This window comes from Streptomyces sparsus, assembly GCF_054776295.1.
In genome coordinates this window covers 1-17,391 of the sequence record NZ_BAAHCA010000035.1, presented here as the reverse complement: position 1 = coordinate 17,391, position 17,391 = coordinate 1, and the positions used below count along the sequence as shown (strand labels likewise).

The window sequence follows — 17,391 nt, the reverse complement described above, 5'->3', positions numbered from 1 at the left end:
TCACCTCCCGTCGCGCACCGCTTCCTCGGTGGGTCCGGATCCGTACGCCGTGCTGAGCACCGCGGACGACGACGACCGGGTGGAACTCCAGACCATCGGCAGCGGCAGGCGGGTCCGGGCTGTGCTGGCCGTGGGCACCGGCGGCGCCCCCGGCACCGCCGAGCGCTACGCCGTCAACTCCGCGGTGGCCCTGTTCACGCTCACCACCGAGCGGTCGCGCGCCCTCCAGGAGGCCGAGCAGCGCCTCGGCGCCGCGGTGCTGCGCATGCTGATGTCCGGTGAGGCCGGCCACGCCCGTGCGGTGGCCGGCTCGCTCTACGGCGGGCTGCTGGACTTCCCGTTGCGCGTCATGGTCGCCGAGCCCGCCAACGGCGGCGGTGAACCGTCCGACCCGTCCGAGCCCGGCCCGCTCGACCTGCTCACCGAAGCGGTCGAGGCCGGGGCCGCCCGGAGCGGGGAGTCGGTCCTGGCGGTGCCCGACGGCGGCCGGCTGATCGTGCTCGCCGCGGACGACGGGGCGGCCGTCGCCGCCTGCGCCGAGTACGTGCGCACGCTCACCGACTCCGTGGTGGTGGGCGTTTCGGCGCCCACGGGGATCGCCGCCGCGTCAGCGGCCTTCAAACAGGCCGACCAGGCCCTGTCGGTGGCCCGCCGCCGCGGGTCGCCGCTGGTCGAGCACGAGGACATGGCGTCCGGATCGGTGCTGCCGCTGCTGGCCGAGGACGCGGTGAAGGCCTTCGCCGACGGCATGCTGCGCCCGCTCCGCGAGCACGACGCTAACGGGCGCGGCGACCTGGTCGCGTCCCTCCGGGCCTGGCTGTCCCGCCACGGGCAGTGGGACGCGGCAGCGGCCGACCTGGGCGTGCACCGGCACACCCTGCGCTACCGGATGCGCCGGGTCGAGGAGATCCTGGGGCGCTCGCTGGACGATCCCGACGTGCGCATGGAGCTGTGGCTCTCACTGAAGGCCACCCACGTGCCCAGCGGAATCCCCGGCTCCTGAGCACCCGGTCCGGCCGGCGTCGGCTCAGGCGGACCGGCGCGGACGTCGGCCCACGCCGGCCGACCGGGAGGGGTCGGCCGGCGTGGGCCGGTCCGTGCGGTGCGCCACCGGTCAGGCGGTGAGCCGCCGGTCAGCGGCAGCCGTAGCGGTCAGGCGCGGTTCGGGCAGTGCGCGGTTCCGGTCAGGTGGCGCAGTACTGGCCGGCCTTGCCGATCGAGCGGTACATGCAGTCGGCGTTCTCCAGGAGCAGCAGCACGGCCTCCCGGTTCCGCGAGGTCTCCCGGTCGATGACGCTGCCGGGCGGGTAGAAGCCGTCGCGGTGGCCCGACGGCGGGTACATCTCGAAGGTGTAGGAGAAGATCTTCTGGCTTCCCCACATCCAGTCGCCGATGGTTCCGTCGGTGACGTAGAGGTCGCTGGACTGCTGCGGCCGGTAGCCGTTGCTGCGGGCCATCAGGTTGCCGACGGCGGCGTGCGCGTCCCGGTCGTCCCGGGTGAGCCCGGCCGCGGTGTCGGCGTAGGTGTAGCCGTAGGGCCACAGGATCAGTTCACCGTAGGTGTGCCAGTCGATGTGCGCGGTGATCTGCTGCTTGCCGCCGACCACCCGGCTGCGCACGAAGTCGGCGATCACCTTCGTCTCCGTGCCCGACTCGGCGGCCCGGCCGCGGTAGGTCTGGCTGCTGGGGGAACTCGACGAGCCGCCGCAGCAGCCCCAGCGGTAGCCGAAGTTGCGGTTGATGTCGGTGCCGACGGCGCTGGTTCCGGAGTTGGGCTGCCGGTTCTTGCGCCAGTTGCGCCAGGAGCCGGAGTCCTGGTCGTAGACCTTGCCGTCCGGGTTGAGCGACGGCACGATCCACACCTCGCGCTGGTCCAGCATGCGGGTGATGCGGGCGTCGCTGCCGTAGCGGGTGCCGAACTCGCGCAGCGTGTAGAGCGCCATTTCGGTGGTGAGGTGCTCCCGGGCGTGCATGTTGTGGGTGAAGAGGACTTCCGGCTCGTTCTCGTCGACCCGCACGTTGGAGCTGACCTTGACGGCGATGATCTCCCGGCCCTGGTAGCTCCGGCCGATGACCTGGCGGCTCATCAGGTCGGGGTACTGCCGCACGAGGCTGTCGACGGCCGCCGACATGCGCGCGTAGCTGTGGTAGTCGGAGGGCGCGGCGGCCAGGACCTCGTCCCGGTCGGCCACGTCTGGCAGGGCCTTGGCGGCGAAGCCCTTGCTCCGCAGGGCCGCTGCCTCGGCCGTGCCCGCGGTGACGACGAGTGACTCGCCGTTCACCTCGTCGATCGTGACACCGGTGGCCGCGACCGCGGTGCGCTCGGCACGGGTGTCGACGCCGGTGACCTGGTACTGCCGTTCCGCGGGTTGGTCGGCCCGCGTGCGGTCCGCCGCGGGTGAGGCGGTGGCCTGGGCGCCCAGCGGCACGGCCAGGGCCAGAGTGAGCAGGACGGCGGCGGAGGTGGTCCGCCGGCCACGCTTGGGAAAGCGCATCGCATCTCCTGGGGTGTCCAGTTCGAGACGGGTGGGGTGCGCGTGCGGCGACATCCTTGCGTGCTGTCATGTCTTGGTCAATGGCACGTTCGGGCTACCGCCAAAGCGGAGCAGCGCCGGCGCCCAGTGCGCCGCGTCGGACAAGAGGAACCAGCGGACGAAAGCCCTACGGTGGACAGAGAGCACCATCACCACAACATTCGGAAGGCCGGGATCCGCAGTGACTGAAGCGACTTCCACCCACGCGTTCTGGCTCGCCGGCCGCGAGGCGACCGGCGACGAGACCCTCGAGGTCACCTCGCCCTGGGACGGCCGCACCGTCGGCCGTGCCGCCGTGCCCACCGACGCCCAGGTGGAAGAGGCCGTGGCCGCCGCCGCAGCCGTCGCCGAGGAGTTCGCCGGCACGCCCGCCCACGTCCGCGCCACGGCCCTCGACCACGTCGTCCGCCGGCTCGGCGAGCGCGCCGAGGAGATCGCCCGGCTGATCTCCGCCGAGAACGGCAAGCCGATGAAGTGGGCCCGCGGCGAGGTCGGCCGCTGCACCTCCGTCTTCCGCTGGGCCGCCGACGAAGCACGCCGGTTCAACGGAGGTGAGGCGCAGCGCCTGGACTCCGACGCCGGCGGCGCCGGCCGCCTGGCCCTCACCCGCCGCTTCCCCTACGGGGCGGTCCTCGGCATCGCGCCCTTCAACTTCCCGCTGAACCTCTGCGCGCACAAGGTCGCCCCGGCGATCGCCGCCGGAGCCCCCATCATCCTCAAGCCCGCCCCGGCCACCCCGCTGTCCGCGCTCGTACTTGGGGAGATCCTCGCCGAGACGGACCTGCCCGCCGGCTCGTGGTCCGTGCTGCCCGTGCCCAACGACCGGATGCCGGCCCTCGTCCAGGACGAGCGGCTGCCCATCATCTCCTTCACCGGCTCCGCGCCCGTCGGCTGGTCCATCCTCGACTCCGCCCCGCGCAAGCGGGTCACGCTGGAACTGGGCGGCAACGGCGCCGCCGTCGTGCTCGCCGACTACGACTCCGAAGCGGACCTGGACTGGGCGGCGCAGCGCATCGCCACCTTCTCCAACTACCAGGGCGGCCAGTCCTGCATCTCCGTGCAGCGTGTCATCGCGGACGCCTCCGTCTACGACCGGCTGGTGCCGAAGGTGATCGCCGCCATCGAGGCGCTGCACCTCGGTGACCCCTCCGACGACGCCACCGACGTCGGCCCGCTCGTCAGTGAGGACGCGGCCAAGCGCGTCGAGGCCTGGGTGCAGGAGGCGGTCGACGCCGGTGCCCGGCTGCTCACCGGCGGCAAGCGCGACGGCGCCACCTACGCGCCCACCGCGCTGGAGAACGTCCCCGCTGACACCCAGCTCGGCCACGAGGAGGTGTTCGGCCCGGTCCTGTCCTTCACCCGGGTCGAGGGTGAGGAGGCGGCGTTCGCCGCGGCCAACAACTCCCAGTACGGCCTCCAGGCCGGTCTGTTCACCCACGACGTGCAGACCGCCTTCCGCGCCCACCGGGCGCTCGAGGTCGGCGGCGTCATCGTCGGCGACGTGCCGTCCTACCGCGCCGACCAGATGCCGTACGGCGGCGCCAAGCAGTCCGGCGTCGGCCGTGAAGGCGTCCGGTTCGCCATGGAGGACTACACCTACGAGCGCGTCATGGTCCTCACCGGCCTCGATCTCTGACCTGCCGCGGCTCCGAGCGGCCCCACCCGTACCCGTGTCTCGCGAGGGGCGCCCGTACGGGCGGGGCCGCTCCGGCCTTTCCGCCCCGCGTCTCCGGCCCTTTCCGCCCCGCGTCTCCGGCCTTTCCGCCCCGCGCGTCGCAGCTCTGCCCCGCGCCGCTGCCGCCGCCCGCCTCGGCTACCGCCATCTGGCCCTCCCGCAGTGCGCAACCTGGCATGGACCGGACGGATCGGGTACATACGGATGGGTAGCACCAACCGGTAGGCGACCGGGAACATGCCCCGACTCAGCGGCGAGGTGAGCCCATGTCCGCGCACAACTCCAGCTCCGCCCCGAAAACGGTGTCCGAGCGCGAAGCACGCGAGGTGGCGGAGGCCGCCCGTGAACAGGACTGGCGCAAGCCCAGCTTCGCGAAGGAGCTGTTCCTCGGCCGCTTCCGACTCGACCTCGTCCACCCCCACCCGGAACCCGCCACCGAGGACGTCGAACGAGGCGAGGCGTTCCTCGCGCGGCTGCGGGAGTTCTGCCGGACCCGGATCGACGGCGCGCTCATCGAACGCGAGTCGCGGATCCCCGACGAGGTCATCAGCGGCCTCCGGGAACTGGGCGCCCTCGGCATGAAGATCGACACCCGGTACGGCGGGCTCGGCCTCAGCCAGCTCTACTACAACCGGGCGCTCGCACTGGTCGGTTCCGCCAGCCCCGCCATCGGCGCGCTGCTCTCCGCCCACCAGTCCATCGGCGTGCCGCAGCCCGTCAAGACCTTCGGGACCCAGGAACAGAAGGACGCCTTCCTGCCCCGCTGCGCCACCACCGACATCTCCGCCTTCCTGCTGACCGAACCGGACGTCGGCTCCGACCCCGCACGACTGGCCACCACCGCAGTCCCGGACGGCGACGACTACCTGCTCGACGGCGTCAAGCTGTGGACCACCAACGGTGTGGTCGCCGACCTGCTGGTGGTGATGGCCCGAGTGCCGCGCTCGGACGGGCACAAGGGCGGCATCTCCGCGTTCGTCGTCGAGGCCGGCGCCGAAGGCATCACCGTGGAGAACCGCAACGCCTTCATGGGACTGCGCGGCATCGAGAACGGCGTCACCCGCTTCCACCAGGTACGGGTGCCGGCCGCCAACCGGATCGGCCCGGAGGGGGCCGGCCTGAAGATCGCCCTGACCACGCTCAACACCGGACGGCTCTCCCTGCCGGCGATGTGCGTCGGCGCCGGCAAGTGGTGCCTCAAGATCGCCCGCGAGTGGAGCGCCGAACGTGTGCAGTGGGGGAGGCCCGTCGCCGAACACGAGGCCGTCGGCGCGAAGATGTCCTTCATCGCCGCCACCACCTTCGCCATGGAGGCCGTGCTCGACCTCTCGTCGCAGATGGCGGACGAGGACCGCAACGACATCCGGATCGAGGCCGCTCTCGCCAAGCTGTACGGCTCCGAGATGGCCTGGCTGATCGCCGACGAACTCGTCCAGATCCGCGGCGGACGCGGATTCGAGACCGCCGACTCACTGGCCGCTCGCGGTGAACGCGGAGTGCCGGCAGAGCAGTTGCTCCGCGACCTGCGCATCAACCGCATCTTCGAGGGCTCCACCGAGATCATGCACCTGCTGATCGCCCGGGAAGCAGTCGACGCTCACCTCTCGGTGGCAGGGGACCTCATCGACCCCGAGAAGTCGCTCCAGGACAAGGCCCGCGCAGGTGCCAAGGCCGGCGGATTCTACGCCCGCTGGCTGCCCCAACTGGTTGCCGGGACCGGACAGCTCCCCTCCTCCTACGCGGAGTTCGGCTCACTCGCGACGCATCTCCGGTACGTCGAGCGGCACTCGCGCAAACTGGCCAGGGCCACCTTCTACGCCATGTCACGCTGGCAGGGAAAGATGGAGACCAAGCAGGGCTTCCTGGGGCGCGTCGTCGACATCGGCGCCGAACTCTTCGCCATGAGCGCCGCCTGCGTCCGAGCCGAGAAGCTCGCCGCGGACGGCAGCAACAACGGTCGGGCCGCCCGCCAACTGGCGGACGCCTTCTGCCGGCAGGCCCGCATCCGCGTCGACGAACTCTTCGCCCGCCTGTGGACCAACACCGACGACCTCGACCGCAAGGTCGTCCGCGGCATCCTGGACGGTGCCTACACCTGGCTGGAGGACGGCATCGTCGACCCGTCCAGCGACGGACCCTGGATCGCCGAAGCCGTGCCCGGCCCGTCGAAGACGGAGAACGTCCACCGCCCCGTCCCCTGACCGCCCCGCCCGACCCGGAACCGATCGACAACGCACGCCCCTCGCGGCGGCCGGTACACCGACCCCTGGCTGCCGCGCGGGGCGCGAGCCCCGCCGTCGGCCAGCAACTCGCCGTCAGCCCTCCTCGCAGGGCTGCTTCGCCATCAGCTTCTTGGTGAGGTCGCGAGCGAACTTGTCGGCGGTGCTTGCGAAGTCGTCCTGGTCGTCCTTACGGACGGTAGTGATCAACGAGAAGAACTCGGATTCCTTCTTGGTATTGCGGCACTCAAATACAGTGGCAACTCCACCAGGCCAGGTTGCGAAGGTGTCATCCCGGCTCTGTTCGGCGTGAGGGTGCCGATCCTGCGCTACCTGTAACGCAGTGGCGTCAGATTCTCTCCACTCGCCACGCACGGAAATGTAAACCGTGCTGTCCACTCGTACATTGCAGGCGAGAAGCCGATTTTCGGCGCCATATTCCTCCATGCTTTGCGTGATTTCCTCACCGGGTGGAAGTATGTATTCCGTGAGCGCCGTGTCTGTGGTGACGTCGCATACCTTCTCAGGGATCGCGTAGTTCCTTGTGGGGGTGCAGGAGGTTGAGGAAAGAAGAGTGACCACCAGTGCTGCGCCGCAGACCAGTGCTAGTTGCTGCTGTCGCTTGCGGACCATGTCGCTCCCGAAGAATGGCTGATCCCTGCTTGGTTGCGAGCCGTAGCGCGGAGATCCGCCCTCGTCTGCTCGTTCATGCTTGGGCTTTTCGCGACTGCGCGGTTCACTGCGCCTTCGGCAGACGTGATAACCGCGTCCCTGCCGGTGCTGTAGTCCTCCCCGGCTTCCGCCGTCGCCTTATCCTTCGCCTCCTCCTCGTTTTGCTTGACGATGCTTTCCTTGATGTCTTCGACTGCCCAGTCCGCGATGTCACCGGCAATGGGAACTCTGTCCCCTAGTGCGCCGGTCGCCAAACCGATCGTCCGCTCCACCCACTGGCCCTTCTTTTCGGCTGCCTCGATGAAGTCCTCCGTGGAAGCCAGCGTGGAATCAGCCCTTGCTTGACTCATGATGCCAGCAATTGTTGCTCCAGGAGTTACGGCGTTGGCGACCTGAGTGCCGAGTCCCGCTTCGGAATCACGGGAACCATTAATTGCTCTCTCCACGAGAAATTCCGTGTATGCTCGTTCCGCATTTGTTGTGATCCCGTATGCTTCGGGATCCTTGCCGATTACCTTCAAGATATTCCGCACATCATCGGATGCGAATGAGGCCGCTTCTCCGTACGGGGGGTAGGTGTACTCGTCCCCAGTTCCTTGGTACACGCTTCTGTTGACATCCGCGATGTATTCCGCTGTGATCCGACCCAGGCTGTCCCGAATCGGGCTGAGTGCGCCCTCTTCATCGATGCTTTTCGGGCTGGCACCGAAAGTTTCGATTACGTTCGCAGCAATACCTGCCGCAGCTTCCGAATGCTTCGGTGGGATGGTGAGCGGGTCGCTGTCGTAGGGGACGCCCGTTGTTGCCGCTTCCAGGGCGTGGCCGAAGGCGTCCGGGCCGTGCTCGAAGGCGGCACCGCGGTCCTCGAAGGTGCCACCCGCGATGTCCACGCCCCAGGGGAAGTCCTCGTCGGCCAGGAGTTTGACGTACGTTCCGAAGTCCGCCTTCGCTCCCCGGTCGACGGTTCCGTCCTCCTTGTAGACCGTCGGTGGGTCGCTGAAGAACTTCTCCGCTGCTTCCGGGCTGTGGCCGAGGGCTTCGAGGACGCTGGTGAGGGGGGCGTATCCGGAGCCGACCTTTCCGGACGGGTTGAAGCCGTAGTCGGCGTCGGTGCGGGTCGGCAGGCTGTGGGCGAACTTCGTCGGGTCGTCCCTCTGCAACTGGACGACGTGCTCGGCGATGGGGTTGAGGAACGCCGGGTCGTAGTCGCCGTAGCGCAGCAGGCCGCCGAGTACCTGGTAGCCGTAGGGGCTGTTCCAGGCTCCCGGTGCGAGTTCCAGTGGTTGGGTGCCGAGGCGGCGGAACTCCTTGCCCCAGCTCTCCGGCAGGTGCTGTTTGGGGCTGTCGAGGCCTTTCGGGGCGTCGGGGTCGGTCGCGTTGGCGAGGGCGTGGCCCAGGCCGCGCTGCAGTTCCCTGGCGAGCGCCAGCCGCTCGCCGTTGTCGCCGTCCGTGCCGTCCAGCGACATGCGGGCGTAGAACCTCAGGGCCTCCTCAGGGCCGCCGAGGCCCTTGTAGAAGCGGGTGGCGAACTCCCCGTCCGGTTCCTTGCCGTTGTGTCGGATCAGGGCGTTCAGCTCGGCGTACTGCTTGTCGGTCATCTGCGGTCCCAGCGCGGCCAGCTCGTTGGCGCGTTCGGCCTGGGCCTGGTCGAGTGACCGGTAGGTGGCGTGCCCGAAGTCGTGCGCGTCGGCGCCGTGGGCCCTGCGCAGTGCGCGGGACGCCGAGTTGTCGATCTCCTCGGCGCGGGCGATCAGCTGGTTGATGCGTTTCTGGAGTGCCGCGGGATCGGTGTCCCGCTCGGTGCCCGACCCCACTGTGGGGCCCGGACTGCTGGAGTCCCGGCAGGTGACGGTCCCGTCGCCGTTGTCCCGGACGTGGATGAACGCCGCTGTCGCCTGGGACGCCGCGGCGCTGAGCTGCGTCTGCACGTCGACGAGGTCGGTGTGCGCGTCCCGGAGGACGTTGCGGACGGTCTTGGCCTGTGCCAGGGCGTCGTTGAACTCCTTGGCCGTCTTTCGCACGAACTGCCTGGTCACGGCGGCGTTGAGGCCGGCCCACCGGGCGCGGTCGGCCTTCGCCAGCATGCCGTCGTGTGCTGCGTCGTCCAGCTTGTCGAGCCGGTTGACCAGGTCGGTCCAGTCGGTCACCGCCCTGTTGAGCCCGCTGAACGAGATCTGCCGGAGGTCGGAGAAGGTCAGGGCTGGCACGGCTCGCTCCGGGTCACGTGAACTGGTCGAGGATGCGGGAGGCCGGCATCGGGCTGCCGTCCCGTTGCCGCATGGTGGCGGCGATGTGCGCCTCGTCCTCGCGGTGGCGCTTCCGGGTGTGGTCGAGGTGGTCGGAGATGTGTGCGCAGGCCTGGAGCAAGGTCCTGCGCTGGCTGTCCCAGACCTCTGCGGTGAGACTCAGGGCGGAGCCGAGGGTGAAGCCGTTGCTCTTGAGGGTTGCCGCGGCGCTGTGGCTGGACTCGCGTGCGACGTCGCCGTCCGCGCTGAACCGTTCGAAGAGCCGGTGGGCCTCGTTGCCCACGGCGCCCAGGTCGTCCTGCCGCACGGCCAGGTCCTCGGACGCCGCCGGCCCGTCGGACGCCCCCGGCCCGCCTGCCCCGCCCGGCCCGGGTGCCAGCGAGGGTTCGCCCGCTCCCGGTCCGGCGTCCAGCGCGTTCAGCCTGGTGGACTCGGCCTGCTCGGCGGCTGCCGCTCTGGCCTGCGCCCACTCCTCGTCGAAACCCACCTCGTCACCTCCGGTGTGCGCATCGGTGCGGTGTGTGACGGAGAAGCTACCAGGTGGGCAGGACACGCAGCTGTGGCGGCGCTCTCGGGGCGCGGGCGCGCACGCCCGGGCGTGCTCCGTCGAACGGGACGCCCTGTCCGGCCACCGGGGCCGACCGGACACAATGGGTCCATGACCGACTCCCTCGCTGACCCGCATGTCAGCCACTCGGCGTCGCACGGCGCACCTGACGGCCCCCGGGACATCGTGATCCTCGGCTCGACCGGGTCGATCGGCACCCAGGCCGTGGACGTGGTGCTGAACAATCCCGACCGTTTCCGGGTGACGGCGCTGTCCGCCGCCGGAGGCCAGGTGGAGCTGCTGGCGGAGCAGGCGCACCGGCTGCGGGTGCACGCGGTCGCGGTGGCCCGGGAGGACAAGGTCGCGGAGCTGCGCTCCGCGCTGCGCACCCGGTTCGGCGCCGGAGAGCCCCTGCCGGAGGTGCTGGCCGGACCGGACGCCGCCACCGAACTCGCCGGCTCGCCGTGCCACACGGTGCTGAACGGCATCACCGGTTCCATCGGGCTGCGCCCGACGCTGGCCGCGCTACGGGCCGGTCGGGTGCTGGCGCTCGCCAACAAGGAGTCGCTGATCGTCGGCGGTCCGCTGGTGAAGGCCCTGGCGGCACCGGGGCAGATCGTGCCCGTCGACTCCGAGCACTCCGCGCTGTTCCAGGCCCTGCTGGGCGGCACACGGCCGGAGGTGCGCAAGCTGCTCGTCACCGCGTCCGGCGGCCCGTTCCGGGGGCGCAGCCGCGCCGAACTCGCCGACGTCACCCCGGCGGACGCGCTCGCCCACCCGACCTGGGCGATGGGGCCGGTCATCACCGTCAACTCCGCGACGCTGGTCAACAAGGGGCTGGAGGTCATCGAGGCGCACCTGCTGTACGACGTGCCCTTCGAGCGGATCGAGGTGGTGGTCCATCCGCAGTCCTACATCCACTCGATGGTGGAGTTCGTCGACGGCTCGACGCTCGCCCAGTGCGGCCCTCCCGACATGCGGCTGCCGATCGCGCTGGGCCTGGGCTGGCCCGAGCGGGTGCCCGACGCCGGGCCCGTCTTCGACTGGTCCAGGGCGATGACGTGGGAGTTCCACCCGCTGGACGAGAAGGCGTTCCCCTCCGTGCCGCTCGCCCGTGAGGTGGGCACCCTGGGCGGCACCGCCCCGGCGGTGTTCAACGCGGCCAACGAGGAGTGCGTCGAGGCGTTTCTGGCGGGCAGGCTGCCGTTCACCGGCATCGTGGATACGGTGGCGGCTGTGGTCGAGGAACACGGCAGGCCGTCCGGAACCGGGCTGACCCTGGACGATGTCCTCGAAGCAGAGACGTGGGCGCGCATCCGCGCCCGCGAGTGGGCGGCGGCCGCTCCGAGCACCGCGGCTGCCTCGAGTACCGCAGCGGAGGTCCGCGCATGACGGCCCTGATGACCATTCTCGGCATAGTCGTCTTTGTTGTCGGCCTGCTGTTCTCCATCGCCTGGCACGAGCTGGGCCACCTGTCGACGGCCAAGATGTTCGGCATCCGGGTGCCGCAGTACATGGTGGGTTTCGGGCCGACGGTGTGGTCGCGGAGGAAGGGCGAGACCGAGTACGGCATCAAGGGCATCCCGCTCGGCGGCTACATCCGCATGATCGGCATGTTCCCGCCGGGGGACGACGGCAAGATCCGCCAGCGCTCCACGTCACCCTTCCGGGGCATGATCGAGGACGCCAGGGCCGCCGCCTACGAGGAGCTCCAGCCGGGCGACGAGAAGCGGTTGTTCTACACCCGCAAGCCGTGGAAGCGCGTCGTCGTCATGTTCGCCGGGCCGTTCATGAACCTGATCCTGGCCGTCGTGATCTTTCTCGGCGTGCTGATGACGTTCGGCGTCAACACGCAGACGACGACGGTCGCCAGCGTCTCCGACTGTGTGATCGCGGCCGGCACGAAGACGGACGAGTGCCCGGCCGGCGCGCCCGACGCGCCCGCCAAGGAGGCCGGTCTGCGGGCCGGTGACAGGATCGTCGCCTTCGACGGTGTGCCGGTCACCGAGTGGGGCGCGCTGCAGAAGCTCATCCGTGAGGCGCCGGAGACGGTCACCATCATCGTGGAGCGGGACGGCCGGACCACGGAACTGCGCGCCCAGCCGATCAAGAACACCGTGCACCGCACCGACGGCAAGGGCGGCTACGTCGAGGGCGAGTACGTCACCGCGAGCTTCCTCGGTTTCGCACCCGCGTCCGGGGTGGTCCAGCAGTCGTTCCCGCAGGCCGTCGACCGAATGGGCGACATCATGACCGGCGGCTTCCAGGCGCTGGTCGCCTTGCCGTCGAAGATCCCGGACCTGTGGGACGCGGCCTTCGCCGGCGGGGAGCGCAAGGACGACTCGCCGGTCGGGGTGGTCGGTGCGGCCCGGGTGGGCGGTGAGATCGTCACGCTCGACATCCCGGCGAGCCACCGGGTGGCGACGATGCTGTTCCTGCTCGCCGGGTTCAACCTGTCGCTGTTCCTGTTCAACATGCTGCCGCTGCTGCCGCTGGACGGCGGACACATCGCCGGCGCGCTGTGGGAGTCGCTGCGCCGCAACGTCGCCAGGGTCTTCCGGCGTCCCGACCCGGGCCCGTTCGACGTGGCGAAGCTGATGCCGGTGGCGTACGTGGTGGCGGGCGTCTTCATCTGCTTCACGTTGCTCGTGCTGGTGGCCGACGTGGTCAACCCGGTGAAGCTCGCCGGGTAGCGCCCCACCGCCGCCGGGCGTGGCGATCACCGCGCCGGTCACCCCGGGTGCCGCCCGGCGGCTCGCCCCGGTGCCGCCCGCCGACGACCGCGGGCGGCACCGCGATCGCCACGCCCGGCGAGGCCCCCGGAGGCCCGGGACGGGTGTGCGTCCCTTCCTGCCGGTGCCGTAATCTCGAAGGCGGAGCCCGCCGATCTCGGGACCGAGAACCACACCTTGGGGTTGCACCAGATGACAGCCATCGCGCTGGGAATGCCGTCCGTACCGATCAAGCTCGCCGAGCGACGCGTCAGCCGGCAGATCCAGGTCGGAACCGTGGCCGTGGGCGGCGACGCCCCCGTGTCCGTGCAGTCGATGACCACGACGCGGACCTCCGACATCGGGGCGACACTCCAGCAGATCGCCGAGCTGACCGCCTCCGGCTGCCAGATCGTCAGAGTCGCCTGCCCCACCCAGGACGACGCCGACGCGCTGCCCGTGATCGCGAGGAAGTCGCAGATCCCGGTGATCGCGGACATCCACTTCCAGCCGAAGTACGTCTTCCAGGCCATCGACGCCGGCTGCGCCGCGGTCCGGGTCAACCCCGGCAACATCAAGCAGTTCGACGACAAGGTCAAGGAGATCGCCGCCGCCGCCTCCGCCGCGTCCACGCCGATCCGCATCGGCGTCAACGCCGGCTCCCTCGACCAGCGGCTGCTGCGCAAGTACGGCCGGGCCACGCCCGAGGCGCTGGTGGAGTCGGCACTGTGGGAGTGCTCGCTCTTCGAGGAGCACGGCTTCCGCGACATCAAGATCTCCGTCAAGCACAACGACCCCGTCGTGATGGTCAACGCCTACCGGCAGCTCGCCGCGCAGTGCGACTACCCGCTGCACCTCGGCGTCACCGAGGCCGGGCCGGCGTTCCAGGGCACCATCAAGTCGGCCGTCGCGTTCGGCGCGCTGCTCTCCGAGGGCATCGGCGACACCATCCGCGTCTCGCTGTCCGCGCCGCCCGTCGAGGAGATCAAGGTCGGCAACCAGATCCTGGAGTCGCTGGGCCTGCGCGAGCGCGGCCTGGAGATCGTCTCCTGCCCGTCCTGCGGACGCGCCCAGGTGGACGTCTACAAGCTGGCCGAGGAGGTCACCGCCGGCCTGACCGGCATGGAGGTGCCGCTGCGCGTCGCCGTCATGGGCTGTGTCGTCAACGGCCCCGGCGAGGCACGGGAGGCCGACCTCGGGGTGGCGTCCGGCAACGGCAAGGGCCAGATCTTCGTCAAGGGCGAGGTCATCAAGACCGTGCCCGAGTCGAAGATCGTCGAGACGCTGATCGAAGAGGCCATGAAGATCGCCGAGCAGATGGAGACCGAAGGCGCCCTCTCCGGCGAGCCCCAGGTCTCCGTCGGCTGACCTCCGGGCATCGCGGGTGTGCTCCCGGAGCCGGAGGTAAAGTGCGGAACACCGCTCTCTGAACACTTCCACTCCCTCCGGGCCGACACGGTGAGGCTGGACCGCACGTGCTGACGACAACATCCACCAGGGCGCTGGGGCCCGGCGAACTCGACGAGGCGCTCGCCGTGCTCCAGCGGCGCCCGGTCGACAACGCCTTCGTCACCGCCCGCGTGCGGGCCTCCGGACTGGACCCCTGGCGGCTCGGCGGCGAGATGTGGGGCTGGTTCCAGCACGGCAGGCTGGAGGCGCTGTGCTACGCGGGCGCCAACCTGGTACCGGTCTGCGCCGGCCCCGAGGCGGTGCGGGCCTTCGCGGAACGCGCCCGGCGCCAGGGCCGCCGCTGCTCCTCGATCGTCGGCCCGGCCGAACCGACGGCCGCCCTGTGGTCGGCGCTGGAGCCGCACTGGGGGCCGGCCCGCGAAGTGCGCCCCAACCAGCCGCTGATGGTCACCGACACCCCTTCAACGGCGGTGGCCCCCGACCCGTACGTGCGCCGGGTCCGCAAGGACGAGCTGGAACTCGTCATGCCGGCCTGCGTGGCGATGTTCACCGAGGAGGTCGGCATCTCCCCGCTGGCCGGGGACGGCGGACTCGTCTACCAGTCCCGGGTCGCCGAACTGGTCGGCTCCGGACGCTCGTTCGCCCGGTTCGAGGACGGCCGGGTGATCTTCAAGGCCGAGATCGGCGCGGTCACCCCGCAGGCATGCCAGATCCAGGGTGTGTGGGTGGCGCCCGACCGCCGCGGCCAGCGGCTCTCCGAGACGGGCATGGCGGCCGTGCTGCGGTACGCCCTCGCCGAGGTCGCCCCCGTCGCCAGCCTGTACGTCAACGACTTCAACACGGCGGCCAGGGCGTCCTACCGACGGGTCGGCTTCCGCGAGGTCGGCGCCTTCATGAGCGTGCTCTTCTGACCGTCCGTCCCCGCGGCGCCCGGGCCGCCGCCGCGCGGCGTGGTCCGCCCGACGCGGCAGCACGGTCCGCCGCCCGCCTCCGGGGCCGCGCCCATCGGACCGGCCGCGCCACCCGGTTAGGGTGCGTTCATGCAGCATGACGTCGTGGTCGGCCCCCTGGACCTTGCCGCTCGAGTGGACGAGGCGCTCGCCGTGCAAGCGCTCGCCTTCGGGCTCACCGACGACGAGATCGACGTACGCCGCCCGCTCGTGCTGCGTCACCTCGCCGTGCCGGGAGCCCGCGCGCTGGGCGCCACCACCGCCGAGGGCCGGCTGGTGGGCTTCGTCTACGGCCTGCCCTACGACCGCACGCAGTGGTGGTCCACCGTCGTCGAGCCCTATCTGCGTGCGGCGGGCAACGCCGACTGGCTGCGGGACGCCTTCGTCATCACCGAGCTGCACGTCCACCCGGCCTACCACCGGCACGGCATCGGCCGACGGCTGATCACCGAGCTGACCGACGCGGCCACCGAGCCGCGCTCCCTGCTCTCCGCCCTCGACACCGACAGCCCGGCCCGCCGGCTCTACCGGGCGCTCGGATACCGCGACCTGGCCAACGGCGTGCGCTTCCCGAGCGCCGCCAGCCCGTACGCGGTCATGGGGGCGCCGCTGCCGCTGCGTCGCCGAAGCGATTAGTCTTCCCCCATCCACCCCGTTTCACGGTCCGCAATCAGGAGAACCACCATGGCAGCCCGAGTCCAGCGCTTGTCCCGCACGATGCTGAAGACACTGCGCGACGACCCGGCCGACGCCGAGACCCTCAGCCACAAACTGCTGGTGCGCGCCGGATACGTCCGCCGCACCGCCGCCGGGGTGTGGACCTGGCTGCCGCTCGGGAAGACGGTGCTGGAGAACGTCTCACGCATCGTCCGTGAGGAGATGGACGCCATCGGCGGTCAGGAGGTGCTGCTGCCCGCCCTGCTGCCGAAGGAGCCCTACGAGGCGTCCGGCCGCTACGAGGAGTACGGCGACCTGCTGTTCCGCCTCACGGACCGCAAGGGTGCCGACTACCTGCTCGGCCCCACCCACGAGGAGATCTTCACCCAGCTGGTCAAGGACCAGTGCTCGTCCTACAAGGACCTGCCGGTGATCCTCTACCAGATCCAGACCAAGTACCGCGACGAGGCCCGCCCCCGCTCGGGCATCCTGCGCGGCCGCGAGTTCCAGATGAAGGACTCCTACTCCTTCGACGTCTCCGACGAGGCGCTGGCCGAGTCCTACGCCCTGCACCGCGCCGCCTACACCCGGATCTTCGAACGCCTCGGCCTGGACTACCGCGTGGTCTCCGCCGTGTCCGGAGCCATGGGCGGATCCGCCTCCGAGGAGTTCCTCGCGCCGGCCGAAGCCGGCGAGGACACCTTCGCGGACTGCCCGGCGTGCGACTTCGCCGCCAACACCGAGGCCGTCACCACCACCGTGGCGCCCACCTCCACCGAGGGCCACCCGGCGGTGGAGGAGCTGGACACCCCCGACACCCCCACCATCGAGACGCTCGCCGCGCACCTCGGGGTGGACGCCGCCGCGACCCTGAAGAACCTGCTGGTGAAGGTGGACGGTGAGATCGTCGCCGTCGGTGTGCCCGGCAACCGCGAGGTGGACCTGGGCAAGCTCGCCGAGCACCTGGCGCCCGCCACCGTCGAACTGGTCACCGCGGACGACTTCACCGGCCGCCCCGAACTGGTCCGCGGCTACGTCGGGCCGCAGGGGCTGGAAGGCGTCCGCTACCTCGCCGACCCGCGCGTCGCCCCCGGCACCTCCTGGATCACCGGCGCCAACAAGGACGGCAAGCACGCCCGGAACGTGGTCTGCGGCCGGGACTTCACCGTCGACCAGTACCTCGACGTGGTCGTCGTCGAGAGCGGCGACCCCTGCCCCGCCTGCGGCACGGGTCTGCACCTCGACCGGGCCATCGAGATCGGCCACATCTTCCAGCTCGGCCGCAAGTACGCCGACACCTTCCAGCTCGACGTGCTCGGCCAGAACGGCAAGCCGGTCCGCGTCACCATGGGCTCCTACGGCATCGGCGTCTCCCGCGCGGTGGCCGCCCTCGCCGAGCAGACCGCCGACGACAAGGGCCTGTGCTGGCCCGCCGCGATCTCCCCGGCCGACGTGCACATCGTCGCCGCGGGCAAGGCCGTACAGATCGAACTCGCCGTCGAGATCGCCGAGAAGCTCGGTGCGGCGGGCGTGCGCGTCATCGTCGACGACCGGACGGGCGTCTCACCCGGCGTCAAGTTCACCGACGCGGAACTCATCGGCGTGCCGCAGATCCTGGTCGTCGGTCGGGGCGCGCCGCAGGGCCTCGTGGAGCTGAAGGACCGTCGCAGCGGCGAGCGCGAGGAGCTCCCCGTCGACGACGCCCTGGCCCGCTTCGCCCGCTGAGCCCCCGCCGGCGCCCGCAGCCGTCAGCCCCCGCGCCGCGCGACG

The 17,391-nt window shown here is 70.6% G+C and carries 13 protein-coding genes; 9 read left to right on the top strand and 4 right to left on the bottom strand.

The window, feature by feature from the left end; genetic code table 11:
• On the top strand, window positions 1–1,003 hold a 1,003-nt coding region (locus ACYVE9_RS04555), incomplete at its 5' end, for a PucR family transcriptional regulator (protein ID WP_461026392.1).
• A gap of 181 nt (window positions 1,004–1,184) precedes the next feature.
• On the opposite strand, the gene ACYVE9_RS04550 is transcribed toward ACYVE9_RS04555, so the two are convergent.
• Window positions 1,185–2,495: a M14 family metallopeptidase gene (locus ACYVE9_RS04550; RefSeq protein WP_461026391.1), complete on the bottom strand. Its 1,311-nt coding sequence runs from the start codon at window positions 2,493–2,495 to the stop codon at window positions 1,185–1,187.
• A 220-nt stretch (window positions 2,496–2,715) separates the two neighbouring features.
• On the opposite strand from ACYVE9_RS04550, the gene ACYVE9_RS04545 reads away from it, so the two are divergent.
• Window positions 2,716–4,170 carry an aldehyde dehydrogenase family protein gene (locus ACYVE9_RS04545; RefSeq protein WP_461026390.1) on the top strand — a complete coding sequence of 485 codons (1,455 nt, stop codon included), beginning with the start codon at window positions 2,716–2,718 and terminating at the stop codon, window positions 4,168–4,170.
• Between the two features lie 305 nt (window positions 4,171–4,475).
• Window positions 4,476–6,410, top strand: a complete 1,935-nt coding sequence (locus tag ACYVE9_RS04540) for an acyl-CoA dehydrogenase family protein (protein WP_461026389.1) — start codon at window positions 4,476–4,478, stop codon at window positions 6,408–6,410.
• Between the two features lie 114 nt (window positions 6,411–6,524).
• Here the strand turns inward: ACYVE9_RS04540 and ACYVE9_RS04535 are convergent, their stop codons facing one another.
• From ACYVE9_RS04535 to ACYVE9_RS04525, 3 genes are read right to left on the bottom strand one after another with little or no spacing between them, the layout of a single operon-like run.
• Window positions 6,525–7,061 carry a hypothetical protein gene (locus ACYVE9_RS04535; RefSeq protein WP_461026388.1) on the bottom strand — a complete coding sequence of 179 codons (537 nt, stop codon included), beginning with the start codon at window positions 7,059–7,061 and terminating at the stop codon, window positions 6,525–6,527.
• Window positions 7,034–9,307, bottom strand: coding sequence for a hypothetical protein (locus tag ACYVE9_RS04530; protein ID WP_461026387.1), 2,274 nt, complete (start codon window positions 9,305–9,307; stop codon window positions 7,034–7,036). Before ACYVE9_RS04530 ends, ACYVE9_RS04535 begins: the two co-directional genes overlap by 28 nt.
• A gap of 13 nt (window positions 9,308–9,320) precedes the next feature.
• Complete coding sequence (locus ACYVE9_RS04525; protein WP_461026386.1) at window positions 9,321–9,833, bottom strand: hypothetical protein; 513 nt, start codon at window positions 9,831–9,833, stop codon at window positions 9,321–9,323.
• A gap of 171 nt (window positions 9,834–10,004) precedes the next feature.
• On the opposite strand from ACYVE9_RS04525, the gene dxr reads away from it, so the two are divergent.
• The 6 genes from dxr (at window position 10,005) to ACYVE9_RS04495 (ending at window position 17,346) form a co-directional block, all read left to right on the top strand.
• A complete protein-coding gene (dxr, locus tag ACYVE9_RS04520) occupies window positions 10,005–11,285 on the top strand; it encodes a 1-deoxy-D-xylulose-5-phosphate reductoisomerase (protein ID WP_461026385.1) in 1,281 nt (426 codons plus the stop codon).
• On the top strand, window positions 11,282–12,586 hold the full coding sequence (locus tag ACYVE9_RS04515) for a M50 family metallopeptidase (RefSeq protein ID WP_461026384.1): 1,305 nt from the start codon (window positions 11,282–11,284) through the stop codon (window positions 12,584–12,586). The genes dxr and ACYVE9_RS04515 overlap by 4 nt, the downstream gene beginning before the upstream one ends.
• 231 nt (window positions 12,587–12,817) lie before the next feature.
• The gene (ispG, locus tag ACYVE9_RS04510; protein ID WP_461026383.1) at window positions 12,818–13,972 is read left to right on the top strand and encodes a flavodoxin-dependent (E)-4-hydroxy-3-methylbut-2-enyl-diphosphate synthase; all 1,155 of its coding nucleotides are present in this window, start codon (window positions 12,818–12,820) and stop codon (window positions 13,970–13,972) included.
• A gap of 107 nt (window positions 13,973–14,079) precedes the next feature.
• Complete coding sequence (locus ACYVE9_RS04505; RefSeq protein WP_461026382.1) at window positions 14,080–14,925, top strand: GNAT family N-acetyltransferase; 846 nt, start codon at window positions 14,080–14,082, stop codon at window positions 14,923–14,925.
• A gap of 129 nt (window positions 14,926–15,054) precedes the next feature.
• A complete protein-coding gene (locus ACYVE9_RS04500; protein WP_461026381.1) occupies window positions 15,055–15,600 on the top strand; it encodes a GNAT family N-acetyltransferase in 546 nt (181 codons plus the stop codon).
• Between the two features lie 48 nt (window positions 15,601–15,648).
• The gene (locus ACYVE9_RS04495; protein WP_461026380.1) at window positions 15,649–17,346 is read left to right on the top strand and encodes a proline--tRNA ligase; all 1,698 of its coding nucleotides are present in this window, start codon (window positions 15,649–15,651) and stop codon (window positions 17,344–17,346) included.
• The last annotated feature ends 45 nt before the right edge of the window (window positions 17,347–17,391 follow it).

Coding starts and splice junctions, on each gene's coding strand:
- ACYVE9_RS04550 (WP_461026391.1), bottom strand. CDS start 2,495: ATGCGCTTTCCCAAGCGTGGCCGGCGGACCACCTCCGCCGCCGTCCTG.
- ACYVE9_RS04540 (WP_461026389.1), top strand. CDS start 4,476: ATGTCCGCGCACAACTCCAGCTCCGCCCCGAAAACGGTGTCCGAGCGC.
- ACYVE9_RS04535 (WP_461026388.1), bottom strand. CDS start 7,061: ATGGTCCGCAAGCGACAGCAGCAACTAGCACTGGTCTGCGGCGCAGCA.
- dxr (WP_461026385.1), top strand. CDS start 10,005: ATGACCGACTCCCTCGCTGACCCGCATGTCAGCCACTCGGCGTCGCAC.
- ACYVE9_RS04515 (WP_461026384.1), top strand. CDS start 11,282: ATGACGGCCCTGATGACCATTCTCGGCATAGTCGTCTTTGTTGTCGGC.
- ispG (WP_461026383.1), top strand. CDS start 12,818: ATGACAGCCATCGCGCTGGGAATGCCGTCCGTACCGATCAAGCTCGCC.
- ACYVE9_RS04500 (WP_461026381.1), top strand. CDS start 15,055: ATGCAGCATGACGTCGTGGTCGGCCCCCTGGACCTTGCCGCTCGAGTG.
- ACYVE9_RS04495 (WP_461026380.1), top strand. CDS start 15,649: ATGGCAGCCCGAGTCCAGCGCTTGTCCCGCACGATGCTGAAGACACTG.